Below are 12,332 nucleotides of genomic sequence, written 5' to 3' on the forward strand. Positions count from 1 at the left end.
GCCGGGGCGAAATCGGTAGCGGCGGTGGCAGCTTCCGCCTGCCGCAACAGCATAAAGCGGTCACCCTTATCGTCCGCCGCTCGCAAGCGCTGCACTCCGGCGTTGATGGTCTGACCGTCGATCTGGATGCGGGCGGAGACCTCCAGCAAGGCCTTGTCGCTGTAGATGTCGTCATCGGTGAAGTAAAGCGGTGCCGAGCGCGAGGGTGTGAACTCCGGCAGCGCCCGCGACAACAATACGGCCAGCGCGTGCAGCACCGTAGATTTTCCCACCCCGTTAACGCCTGCGATCAGTGTCACATCCAGCTCGAAGGCGATGTCGAGCTGCTCGAAGCCGCCACAGTGCGCGAGGGAGAGGGTTTCCAGTTTCATCCGGTCATCTCTCCAGCGGGATCTGGCCGGTGACAGCGGCGGAGATCAGCGCTGCGCGGCGTTCTTTGGCAAGATCTATCGACTGCGAAACGGCAGACATTGTGTTATCGAACCGGATCGAAGTTTGCTCTAGAAACTCCGCGATCGCGTCACGCTCCTCAAGCGGTGGTGTCGGGACCTCCATATTCGCCAGGGTTTCAGTGGTGAGCTGATTGATCGTGGAAGTACCAAAGGCGCCCGCCTGAAACTCAAAGAGTGTCGAATTGAATACCCAGAACAGGAATCGGTTTAGACTGCTTCTGTAGACTGTCATGAACGCCCCGAATGTGAGATCGCTAGTCTCATTAGTAATTAACGCGTTCTTGCCTATCAACGCTCTGCTGCCGCTTCGGGAGCAGATAAGAATGTCGAACGGCTTAGTCCGCAGTTTTTGGGGTATGTCGGTCTGGACGAAGATATTGTCCTCCAGCACAATTTTTCTGTTCTTCACATTTGAGGCACGAAGGACTAGCATGCCTTCTCCCTCGTTGACCAGATCGTCGGGGTTAAACGTTAGCCCGAGAACCGTTTCACCTAGATATTTCAGCCTCGACATCTCCCAGTGCGCCGGAATCTCGCCCAGCCATTCCTGGCTGGAGGGCCTTAGCCGCGCGGTGGGATCGAGGCCGCGGGTAACGACGCGGTTGATGAGAGCGGCGCGCTTTTCCTCCAGCAGCGCCAGCATGCGTTCTTTCTCGGCAATCAGCCCGTCGATGCGGGCGGTCTCGCGGTCGAGGTAGGAGGCGATGAGGCGCTGAATATCTTGGCTTGGGAGAGGCAGATGATGTTGGCGGAGGATATCGGGTGACACTCGCTTGAGGCCGCCCGCGCCTGTCATCGAAGCTTCCCCGGCTTGCTTAAACGTCAAAGACTGGAAGTAGTAGAAAAGGAACCTGCGCTCAGCCGTGGTCGGGCGAATCACGAAGAGTTCTGAGCTACCAAATCCTTTGCCGCTTACGAGGCCGTCGGCAATCGCAATGTTGCCGTTTTCAAAGCAGGGCGTGACCTTCGCCAGGACAATATCGCCATCCTCGAAGGCGGTGTATGAGGAACCGTACTTCGATAACTTGTCCGTATTCGGAATGAAGTACCCGCTCTTTACCCTGTCCATAGGCAGAAAGGTAAGGTCGTCATCCTCATCAAACCCATCAAAGGCAACCGATGGATTCAACTCGCACACATAGCGTAGCGGGATGGTTTCCCATCCCGCTCGGCGTGGATCAGCGCCGCTCACTCCGTCACCTCCCGCAGCGATTCCAGAATCCACAGATCTGCGTCCGGCCCCGACATCTTGCCACTTCGCTGGCCGCATGGCCGCGGTGTCCGATCGCATCATGGCCGCTCCTCTACAGCGCGATACGCCTGTTCCGGGTCGTTGGGCACCTCGGGCCGGGTCATGCGGATCCGACCGGCACGCAACAGCGGTCGTAGATAATTCTGTCGGACGGTTTCTACGTTGCGGGCCAGCAATGCCAGTTCTTCGGCACGGCATTCCCGGTGCTGACAGAGTGCGACGACCAGATCGCGCACTTCCTCGGGCGGACGGCGCTGGCCGATGGCGCCCACCTGGGCGGCCAGTTCGCCAGACAACTCGTTGAGCAACCCACGCCGCGCAGGGTCGGCCAATGGGTCGGGGTTACTAGACAAGCCCAGGGGGTTACTAGATAAGCCGTCGAGCTTACTAGATAAGCTGACGGGATTACCAGACAAGCTGTCATCGTCACCCAGCATCTTGCCGGTGGGCTGGTACCAGGTGGCCGAGCCACGACCCTTTTGCTGGAGCAGACCGGCGTCGCGCAACTTTTTCAGCGACTGGCTGGCGGTCAGGGTGTCCACCTTGTTGGTGTCGCGCCAGGTGGCGTTGTCGATGGCGCCGACTTCGCGGGCGACGACGAGCGCGCGGGCCTCGGCCTCGGACAGGTGAAGATTCTTGAAGCGCGCCATCCAGGCCAGATCGTCCGGGCCCAGAAAGTGATAGAACAGGCGAACGACGAACTGATCCTGCCCGCGGTCGGATTCGAACAGCGGTGGCGCCAGCCCGGCCTTCTCGCACATCTCGCGCATGACGCGCACGCCACTGCCCTTGGTTTCGGCAAAGCGGGTGTCGTAGAGCGCGGCGGCGAGCTTGGGGTTGCGCGGTAGCGACCCAGGTTCGCCCAGGTGGTCGGGTGATTTGAGCGAAAAGCCGGGGTTGCGGATTTCCAGACGATTGCTGTAGCGGATGATCTGTACCGGCGCATGGCTGCGGTAGCTGCGGTGCATCAGCGCATTGACGACGGCTTCGCGGATCACGCGTTGCGGCACGATGGGGCTGTCCTTGCGCTGCAGGTCGCCTTCGGCGAGGCCGAACGCCTTGGGCAGGTCGTCGAGGATGGCGGCCTGCACGCGGCGGATGAGCCGGAACAAGGGGTCGCGCAGTTCCAGACTGTCGAAGCGCCGCTCGGGGTCTGGCACCCACTCGCGGCCGGGAACGCGGATGTAGTCAACGCGCGTCATCGGGAACGTGCGGCGCAAGGCGACCGGCTTGCCGAACAGGACCAGCCCGGCAACGGTGGGCTGCCATTTCCCGTGCTCGTTGAGCCGCACGCAGCCGAGCGCCTGCAGCAGTTCCTCATCCCTTCAGCGCAGCTCTTCGGCATCGGGGTTGGTGTCGCGGCGGGACTGACGGCAGTCGGCGAGGGCTTCGGAGGAGTAGTCGTCGAGCCTGCCGTCCGGCACCAGACCGGCATCGAAGCTCTCGTGTGTCGCCCTTGGTAGAGCGCGATCAGGTCGTCTTCGCTGCAGTGCTGATTTTCGAGCAGCGACTTGCCGATCTCGTCGGCGCGCTTGGCCTCGATGCGCTCGTTCTCGTCCAGCAGGTTGAGACGTTCGAGCAGTTCCTGCGCGGTCACTGCGTTACCTCGCTGAGCAGGCAGAGGATGCGCTTTTCCACTGCAGCCAGTTCGGCATCGATCTCGTGCAACGGGCGCGGCGGCTGGTACTGGAAGAACACGCGGTTGAAGTTGATCTCGTAGCCCACCTTGCCGATGCCACCGTCCTGCTCATCCAATGTTTCGCGGTCGATCCAGGCATCGGCCACGTAGGGGCGCACCTCGCGCAGCACGTAGCTGACGATGTCCTCTTTCAGCGGGACGCTCTCGGTATCCTTCAGCGCCGGGTCGGGTTCGTACTCGATGCAGACGCCCTCACCCCGAGCCCCTCGCGCGCGGGGTGAGGGAAGTTTATGGAGGCCCAACAGGGCATGGAGATCATCGTTGGTGATGTCGGCGGGCAGGGTCTGGCTGGGGAACAGAGCGGCGCTGTCCAGCGGCTCGATCTTGTGGTGCTTGGCGATCACCGGCGCGGCTTCGGGGTCCACCGTGGTGAAGCAGTCGCGGTAGATCTTCTTCTGCGCCGCGCCCTTGGCGCCCTTGGCCCAGCCTTCCACGTCATCGGGCAGGGTCCTGAACACCTGCTGCACAACGTCCCACACGCGGTTCCAGTCCAGCAGCGTTTCGGTGCCGAATTGGTCCTGCACGGCCTGCAGGGCATCGAACAGCTCGGGGCAGGTGTTGAGGAAGCGCTCGCGGGCCTCGTCGGTGATCTGGAAGCGCAGGCGCAGCGGGCGCAGCACGGTGATGCGGCGATAGCCGAAGTCGGTGTTGTCGAACACGCGGCTGGTCTTGCTGTCTGCACAAGCACCGTGTTCGCGGGTAACGGCGTCGAGCGCAGCCTGGTCGAGATAGCGTCGCTTGTCGCCCAGGCTGCGCTTCATCGGCGTGTAGCGCTCACGGGCGTCGATGAGCTGGATCTTGCCCTTGCGGTGGGCAGCCTTGCGGTTGGTGACCACCCAGATGAAGGTTCCGATGCCGGTGTTGTAGAACATCTGCTCGGGCAGGGCGACGATGGCTTCGAGCTGGTCGCGCTCGATGATCCAGCGGCGGATCTCGCTTTCGCCGCTGCCGGCGCTACCGGTAAACAGGGGCGAGCCGTTGAAGACGATGGCAGCACGCGAGCCCGGCTTGTCGCGATCGCCCGCCCTATAGTCCTGGAACTTGCTCATCATGTAGAGCAGGAACAGCAGGGCACCGTCGTTGATGCGCGGCAGCTTGCCGCTGTAGCCGCGGAAGTTGGGCCAGCGGTCGATGACCTTCCTTTCCGCCTTCCAATCCACGCCGAAGGGCGGGTTGGCCAGCAGGTAGTCGAAGCGGTGCTCCGGAAACGGGTCGTCGGTGAGGGTATTGCCCAGCACCACCTGGCCGTCCTTGTGGCCCTTGATCAAGAGGTCGGAGGCGGCCACGGCATAGGAGCGCGGGTTGTAGTCCTGCCCGAAGACCTTGACCGTGGCCTGTTCGTTGTGGGCGCGAATCCAGTTCTGCGCCTCCGCCAGCATGCCGCCCGTGCCGCAAGCCGGATCGCAGATGGTGACGATGACCCCGGCCTGCGTGAGCACGCTGGTATCGGGCTCCAGCAGCAGGTTGACCATGAGCTGGATCACTTCACGTGGGGTGAAGTGATCGCCCGCCGTTTCGTTGGCCGCTTCGTTGAAGCGCCGGATCAGGTCTTCGAACACCAGACCCATGGTGATGTTGTCGACCTTGCGCGGGTGCAGGTCGATCTCGGCGAACTGGGCGACCACTTGATACAGACGATTGGATTCTTCGAGCTTCTCGATCTCCTTGTCGAACTCGAAGCGTTCGAAGATCTTGCGGATGTTCTCGGAAAAACCGGCGATGTAGTCGGCCAGGTGGCGACCGATGTTGTCCGGATCGCCCTTGAGCTTCTGGAAGTCGAGTTGGCTGTGGTTGTGAAAGCCCAGCGCGGTGCCGTCTTCATCCTTGGCCAGGTTGTTGAGGATGGCGTCGATATTGGGGATGCCCTTGCTGCTCAGTTCGGCATGGCGCTTGAGAACGGCCGCCTTGCTGGGCGCCAGCACGGCGTCGAAGCGGCGCAGCACCGTCAGCGGCAGCATCACGCGCTCGTATTGTGGTGGGCGGTAGGGGCCGCGCAGCAGATCGGCGACGGACCAGATGAAGTTGGCGAGTTGTTGAAAGTTGGCGGTGGCGCTCATGGCTTGCTTCTGAGATGTGAGGAGTCAATTGGCATTGCCATTGCCCGATTTATTGCCCGTGATGATCACAACGATTTGACTTTCCGGTATGCATGAACACTGCCTGACAAGATGAAGCGAAGGGTAGCATTTCAGGGGCTGCTTTTGGGTGCGGGAGACGTAGCGCTTGTTCGTTCCGAATGTCTTGTCCGGCGCGCATGGCGGACAGTCTGCTTGTGGTCACCATGAGTCAGCTTTGGCCGAAGATCAGACAGCCGATGATGCTCGCCTCGCCCGGCGCCCAGTTGAGTAGCCAGCCAGCGAGGTGCGCTCCGAGCAGCTTGCCGCCGACCAACCGACGCTTCATCGTGCAAGCCAACCATAGCCGCGAGAAGGCCGAGGCGGTCGTCGGTGAAATCGTCGCCAGCGGCGACGACGTGGAAGCAGTCGTTTTCGACGTCACCGAACGCGAGCCTGCGGCGACGGCGCTGGCCGACCTCCTCGCCGCCGCCCCCATCCAGATCCTGATCAACAACGCCCGCATCCATGCCGACGCGATGCGAGGGCACGCTGCATGCGGCGAGCAAGTCGCTGGCCCTGGAAGTGGCCAGTCGCGGCATCACGGTCAACGCTGTGGCGCCGGGGATCATCGCCACCGGGATGGTCGACGGGAGTTTCAACGCCGCAACGATCAGGACGCTGGCGCGGATGCAGCGCGCCGGCAAGCCTGAGGAAGTCGCCGATCTCGTCGGTTTCCTGGCGTCCGAGCAGGCCGCCGACATCTCCGGCCAGATGATCTCGATCAACGGCGCTCTGATCTGGAGCTTCTCCTGAAGAGGAAATCCGAGGTCAGAGGCGGACGCGGAGTGCACTCTCTGTACTCTCTGCCCGCGAAATTTCGTTCAAGAGACAAGGTCGAGGCACCCCTGAGATTGACCGCTTGTCGGCCAATCCGGCCGTACGAGTCTCCGTGCTTGAAGGTCCGCAATGCGCCGTTCTGAGGGGCCGCTCCTGTGTCCATTACGGCCAATGGATCATCGATGACTGGGAGCCAAGGCCACTGCCCCAGGAGGCGGCCAAGTGCCGGATCACGAGCAATCCCTGGTGGGCGATACTGGGCGTTTTCCGCAATTCGCGGCTCATGCGGGCGCGACATTGGCGACTGACTACGACATAATGCGTCAGCCATGCCTCTTGACGGCTCCTTGGATTTCCTATCGTTGCCGATGCATCGACGACAAAGACACGTGACATGATTGCTCTGCTACAGCGCTCGCTCAAGACCCGGGTGACCCTGTTCACGCTTTCCATTTTCGTCATCAGCCTCTGGGCGCTGGCGTTCTACACCAGCCAGGTGCTACGCGAGGATATGGAGCGCCTGCTGGGCGAACAGCAGTATTCGATCGTTTCCGTACTCGCCGCCGCCATCAATCAGGAGTTGGGCGACCGCTTGAGTGCGCTGGAAAAAGTTGTCGAAAGACTGACCCCGGCCATGCTGGGCGACGCGGCGACCATGCAGCGATTCCTCGAAGACCGCCCAGTTCTTCAGACCCTCTTCAACGGCGGCGTCATCACCTACCGGACAGACGGTACCGCGATTGCCGACAGTCTTCCCGCGGCTGGACGGATTGGCGTCAATTATCTGGACATCGATGCCGTGGCGACGGCGTTGCAGAAGGGCAGATCGACCATCAGCCGACCGGTCATGGGCAAGAAACTGCGGGCGCCAGTTTTCGGCATCACCGTGCCAATTCGTGGTCACCAAGGCAAGGTGATTGGCGCTATGGCGGGCGTGGTGAACCTTGGGATGCCGGGCTTTCTGGACAAGATCACCGAAAGCACCTACGGCAAGACCGGCGGCTATTTGATGGTGGCGCGTGAATACCGGTTGGTTATCACTGCGACTGACAAGAGTCGCATCATGGAAACGCTCCCTCCACCCGGTGTCAATTGGCTGGTTGACCGCTTCATTCAAGGCTACGAGGGGTCCGGTGTCGTCGTCAATCCACAGGGTGTGGAGGTGCTGTCCTCGGCCAAGGGCATTCCCGCAGCAGGCTGGTACCTTGCGGCTTTCCTGCCCACCGCGGAAGCCTTTGCCCCGATTCTCGACATGCAAAAGCGCATGCTGTTGAGTACCTTTCTCCTTACGCTGCTGGCCGGTAGCCTGACTTGGTGGATGCTGAGACGCCAACTGGCACCGATGCTGGCGACCGCTCGGACATTGGCCGCCCAGTCGGCTGCAGCCCTGCCGCTCAAAGCCTTGCCGATCACGCGCCAGGACGAAGTCGGCGACTTGATCGGCGGCTTCAATCGCCAGCTGCTAACCCTGGGCCAGCGTGAAGACGCTCTGAAGGAAAGCGAGGAACGTTTTCGCAATCTGTATGAAAAGGCACCACTGGCCTATCAGTCTCTTGATGCGGCGGGGAACATTCTGCAAGTTAACAACGCCTGGCTGAAGTTGTTCGGCTTCACGCATGACGAGGTAATCGGACGTTTCATCGGTGATTTCCTCGACGAGCGTTCGCTCAAGACCCTCGGTCGGGAGTTTTCTCAATTTCTATCAAGAGGTAGGGTGGATGGTCCGGTCTTCGACATCAGACGCAAGGACGGTAGCAGTCGGCTGGTTGAGGTCAACGGTCGAATTGGCTATGACAGCGAAGGCAATTTCTGCCAAACCCACTGCATCCTGACCGACATTACCGATCGCACGAGGGCCGAGGCGGCATTGCTGGAAAGCGAAGAGCGCTGGAAGTTTGCACTCGAAGGGGCAGGTGAAGGCGTTTGGGATTGGAACATCCAGACGGGTGACGCGGTGTATTCCAGACGATGGAAAGAAATGCTCGGCTTTGCGGAGGGTGAGATTGGGAATAACTCCTCCGAATGGTCGAGCCGTGTCCACCCGGAGGACATGCCCAAGGTGATGGCGGCAATCCAGGCCCATATCGACGGCAAAACACCCTCGGCTGCGATTGAGTTTCGCATGATGTGCAAGGATGGCAGTTGGCTATGGACGCTTGGCCGCGGCATGGTGGTTAGCCGCGACGCCAGCGGCAAGCCTTTGCGCCTGGTTGGCACCAACGCCGACATCAGCGAGCGCAAAGCGTCCGCCGACAAGATCGAACGCTTGGCCTTCTACGATCCGCTCACCGACCTGCCCAACCGGCGACTCCTGCGTGACCGGCTGGAACAGGCTCTGGCCAGCAGCACCCGACGCAATCGCCATGGCGCCTTGATGCTGCTGGACATGGATGATTTCAAGACCCTCAACGATACGCTGGGGCATGACGTCGGCGACCAGTTTCTGGTGGAGGTGGCGCGCCGCCTGCAGGCATCGGTTCGAGAAGGCGATACCGTCGCGCGTCACGGGGGCGACGAGTTCGTGGTGATACTCGAGGATCTGAGCGAAGACGCGCTCGCCGCCACGCAGGCAGAAAGTGTTGCCGAGAAGATTCTGCACGTCGTTAGCCAGCCTTACTTGCTCGATCTGACTCTTCGAGAGGGTTTGAAGAACACGTGTAGCTATCACTGCACATCGAGCATTGGCATCACTCTGTTTCGAGGCCACTCCCTCTCGGCCGATGAGTTGATGAAACACGCCGACACGGCCATGTATCAGGCCAAGGCCGGTGGCCGCAACTCGCTGCGCTTCTTCGATCCGGAGATGCAGGCAATCGTCGCTGCCCGCGCCACCCTGGATAGCGATCTGCGCGAGGCGGTGCGGGAGGGTCAGTTCTGCCTTTACTACCAACCCCAGGTGGACAGCGCCGGAAACCGGACGGGGGCCGAGGCGCTGGTGCGCTGGCAGCATCCCCGGCGCGGTCTGGTATCCCCAGGCGAGTTCATTCCCCAGGCCGAGGCAACGGGACTGATCATTCCCATCGGTCATTGGGTACTTGAAACCGCATGCGCCCAACTGGTGTCCTGGGAAACCGTGCCGGAGATATCTCATCTCACCGTGGCGGTCAATGTCAGCGCCCGCCAGTTCCGCCATGTCGATTTCGTGGGTCAGGTACTGGCGATAATCGACAGCACCGGAGTTAACCCGCAGAAACTCAAACTGGAACTGACCGAGAGCCTGCTGCTGGATGATGTGGAAGACATCATCAGCAAGATGACCGTGCTGAAAGCCAAAGGCATCGGCTTCTCGCTGGACGACTTCGGCACGGGCTATTCTTCGCTGTCTTATCTGAAACGCCTGCCGCTCGACCAACTCAAGATTGACCAGTCCTTCGTCAGGGATGTGCTGACGGATCCCAACGACGCCGCCATTGCTCGAACCATCGTGGCCCTGGCGCAAAGCATGGGTCTGGCCGTGATCGCCGAGGGAGTTGAAACGGAGGCCCAGCGTGAATTCCTTGCCGCCAATGGCTGTTCGGCTTACCAAGGCTATCTGTATGGTCGGCCAATGCCTCTGGGGGAGTTTTCGCAGCAGACCGGAGCGACTGCAAGGGAAGTGTAAGCGGTCATTCACGATGTCAATGGCAACACGGGGGGGTGGCTCGGTTTCGTCCAACCACTCGCACTCGATGCGGCGAACCAAAGCGACCCTGACCTACAAGCGCACCAAGAATCTGCGGGCCGTTCAACTGCTGCTTGGTCACGCCAAGCTGGAAAGCACCGTCCGATACCTCGGAAGTGTTAAATGGCTAGGAATACGGCCAATTTCATTCTGAACATGCCGCTTGGACTTTAAAAATGGTATTTGAAATGCCTATACTCCTTGTGACCTATGGTGGAAAGTGTAGCGCCCTCCTCGTACAGTGCTGCTGTTGCGGTGGTAACGGTGGCTTACCCTGGGGAGGTTCCCGAGCAGGGGAGATGATTGATTTACCATCGCCGAAAACAAACCACATCGAGGATGTGACCCATGAAAAAGCGAACCGCAGCGATATTTACGGCCGGGGCATTGCTGAACGCGACTGCGCTTGCCGTCCCAATCTCATTGCCGGCGGGTCCAATCTATCTTCGATTTAGCACCCAGGAGCAATTCAGCAAGAACAACGATATCAACAACTCGGTTAATCCAGCTGCGGTGATCGGCCCTCCTACAGGCAACTGGGGAATCGTCGGAATCACCTCGATCGAGCGCGGCGCGGTTCTCCCTCCGACGGGCTCCGACATCGCTGGCGGCGGAGCCACGATATTTTCAGATGGGCAAAACGGCGGCCAACAGATCCTCGGGACTTTCTATCAAATTCTGAACAATGCCGGCGGCCCCCCGGACACCGCCACCGGTGGCAACCTCGATCTCTACTACTGGACCACCAACAATCAGAACATCACCGCACCGCTTGTGGCCACCGACCTGGTAAAGCGCGGTGCTGGCGGCAGCTACAGCGGGACCCCCGAAAGTGCCTACCTTGGGTTCACTTGCGCGCCCAACACGCTGGGTTGTACTTTCCTCGCGCGTTTCAACTTCATGGCGGGAGCCGATTTGAGCAGTCAGACGAATACGATCTTTACAGCGGCAGGTTTATCCGACGCTTATCTGAGCGTCGATACGACGGTCCTAGGCGCGTGGACCAATCTCTTCAATTCGGACTTCTTCACGCTCAATCCTGCCAATCAATCTTGCGGCGCGGCGGCAGTTTTGTGTACGAGCCCCAATGATCTGCGGGTGGATACCGCACTTACGCGTGCGACGGGGTGGGACGTGGTAAATACGGACATCATCGGATTCCTGATCGAACCACTCGGTGTCCATGATCGCGCCCGCGAGGAAGGCGCCGACCATGAAGTGCAGTCCCGACCAGTCGGCACCGAAGGCGCAGACGGTCAGCCAGACCAGCGCCACATGCCAGTGAGCGGCCCCCGGAAATTCGGACAGGGGGATAAGTGGTAGCCTTGCCCCAACGAACGGCTGCGGAAGCATCCACCCCAGGAGCAAGAGCATGACAAGAAGGACGAGGCGGAACCACACACCGGCATTCAAGGCGCAAGTGGCGCTGGCGGCGCTGAAGAGCGACAAGACGCTAGCGGAGCTGGCGCAGCAGTACGACATTCCCCCGAATCAGATCACGGACTGGAAGCGGCAACTGACGGAACGTGCGGTCCAGGTTTTTGGTGACGCCAACAGTCCCGCGAGCAGTGACCCGGACCTGACGAAACTGCACGCCAAGATGAAGCGGAAAGGGTAGAGTAGAGGGCAGGCGAAAGCTTGTCCTCTACTCTACCCTTTCTGTTCCTAAGCCCAGGCCGGCTTTCAAGCCGCTCGCTCCGGCGGTGCAGCGACTGATAGATCACCTGATGGAGGTAATGCAAATGCCCCCTGCGAAAACCAATCCGGAGTATGTCGACGTCGCGGCTGCCGCCCGGGTGCATGACCATAGCATTGTCGCGCTGATATGGGCTCGCGCAGCCGTCCTGGGTGGCTGCTCATTTCTTGCTGCAGGGCTGTGGCCGCCCGTGAGCTGGGAAATCGCGGTCAATGGTCTCGCACTGTCGGCGTTTGGGCTGGGGCTGTTGTGGCTGCTGTCGGATCTCGGTAACCGGCGTGTTGCAATCATTCTGTGTGTCGGGTTGGCCCTGGCCGGGCTCTCGATCGGGTGGAATGCGTGGCAACGGGCGCAGCCCGGCTATGTCATCGAGCCGCTGTTCACCATGCAAGCAGCTTTCCTGGAAGCCCTGGCGGAAATGAATCGGCAGGGCGGCAGCGGAGGTTGGCATGACGCCAGACTGATCGGCGCCGTCGCCGGCATGGTACTGGCGGTGGAAATGTTGCTCCTGGCATGGTATTTGGCGAGAAGTATCGGAGATACCCGCAGCAACTTCTCGCCGATTCGTGCAGGCATGCGATCGCGCTTGCTGGATCTGGCGCTGGGGGTGCCACGCGGGTTGTGGCCGTATGTCAGGCGGACCTTCCCGGAGCCCTTGAGGTAAGTCATTGATTAATT

At 60.7% G+C, this 12,332-nt stretch carries 7 protein-coding genes and 4 pseudogenes; 6 read left to right on the top strand and 5 right to left on the bottom strand.

Going from position 1 to position 12,332, the window contains the following annotated elements; translation table 11 throughout:
- From CAPSK01_RS16045 to CAPSK01_RS16060, 4 genes are all read right to left on the bottom strand, one after another.
- Positions 1-371: ATP-binding protein (locus tag CAPSK01_RS16045; RefSeq protein WP_034928960.1), on the bottom strand; the 371-nt coding region annotated here is incomplete at its 3' end.
- 4 nt (positions 372-375) lie between these two features.
- Positions 376-1,644 (bottom strand): restriction endonuclease subunit S, encoded by a 1,269-nt coding sequence (locus CAPSK01_RS16050; protein ID WP_273703845.1) that lies wholly within the window; start codon positions 1,642-1,644, stop codon positions 376-378.
- A gap of 98 nt (positions 1,645-1,742) precedes the next feature.
- On the bottom strand, positions 1,743-2,996 hold the full coding sequence (locus CAPSK01_RS16055; RefSeq protein WP_273703846.1) for an ATP-binding protein: 1,254 nt from the start codon (positions 2,994-2,996) through the stop codon (positions 1,743-1,745).
- A 301-nt stretch (positions 2,997-3,297) separates the two neighbouring features.
- Positions 3,298-5,460 (bottom strand): class I SAM-dependent DNA methyltransferase, encoded by a 2,163-nt coding sequence (locus CAPSK01_RS16060; RefSeq protein WP_034928963.1) that lies wholly within the window; start codon positions 5,458-5,460, stop codon positions 3,298-3,300.
- 344 nt (positions 5,461-5,804) lie between these two features.
- Between CAPSK01_RS16060 and CAPSK01_RS16065 the strand changes: the two are divergent.
- From CAPSK01_RS16065 to CAPSK01_RS23400, 4 genes and pseudogenes are all read left to right on the top strand, one after another.
- A pseudogene (locus CAPSK01_RS16065) lies at positions 5,805-6,273 on the top strand (SDR family oxidoreductase); the annotation flags it as partial.
- A gap of 418 nt (positions 6,274-6,691) precedes the next feature.
- The gene (locus tag CAPSK01_RS23390) at positions 6,692-9,898 is read left to right on the top strand and encodes an EAL domain-containing protein (RefSeq protein ID WP_273703847.1); all 3,207 of its coding nucleotides are present in this window, start codon (positions 6,692-6,694) and stop codon (positions 9,896-9,898) included.
- Positions 9,899-9,944: 46 nt separating this feature from the next.
- A pseudogene (locus tag CAPSK01_RS23395) lies at positions 9,945-10,112 on the top strand (tyrosine-type recombinase/integrase); the annotation flags it as partial.
- Positions 10,113-10,257: 145 nt separating this feature from the next.
- The gene (locus CAPSK01_RS23400; protein WP_273703848.1) at positions 10,258-10,413 is read left to right on the top strand and encodes a hypothetical protein; all 156 of its coding nucleotides are present in this window, start codon (positions 10,258-10,260) and stop codon (positions 10,411-10,413) included.
- 694 nt (positions 10,414-11,107) lie between these two features.
- Here the strand turns inward: CAPSK01_RS23400 and CAPSK01_RS23405 are convergent.
- Positions 11,108-11,239: pseudogene (locus CAPSK01_RS23405) on the bottom strand (cation:proton antiporter); the annotation flags it as partial.
- 91 nt (positions 11,240-11,330) lie between these two features.
- Here CAPSK01_RS23405 and CAPSK01_RS16080 point away from each other — a divergent pair.
- A pseudogene (locus CAPSK01_RS16080) lies at positions 11,331-11,561 on the top strand (transposase); the annotation flags it as partial.
- A 139-nt stretch (positions 11,562-11,700) separates the two neighbouring features.
- Entirely contained in the window at positions 11,701-12,318 is a 618-nt protein-coding gene (locus CAPSK01_RS16085) for a hypothetical protein (protein ID WP_034928969.1), read from the top strand.
- Positions 12,319-12,332 lie beyond the last annotated feature (14 nt).

It is taken from the genome of Candidatus Accumulibacter vicinus, assembly GCF_000584955.1.
Classification (GTDB): domain Bacteria; phylum Pseudomonadota; class Gammaproteobacteria; order Burkholderiales; family Rhodocyclaceae; genus Accumulibacter; species Accumulibacter vicinus.

Coding starts and splice junctions, on each gene's coding strand:
- CAPSK01_RS23390 (WP_273703847.1), top strand. CDS start 6,692: ATGATTGCTCTGCTACAGCGCTCGCTCAAGACCCGGGTGACCCTGTTC.
- CAPSK01_RS16060 (WP_034928963.1), bottom strand. CDS start 5,460: ATGAGCGCCACCGCCAACTTTCAACAACTCGCCAACTTCATCTGGTCC.
- CAPSK01_RS23400 (WP_273703848.1), top strand. CDS start 10,258: ATGATTGATTTACCATCGCCGAAAACAAACCACATCGAGGATGTGACC.
- CAPSK01_RS16085 (WP_034928969.1), top strand. CDS start 11,701: ATGCCCCCTGCGAAAACCAATCCGGAGTATGTCGACGTCGCGGCTGCC.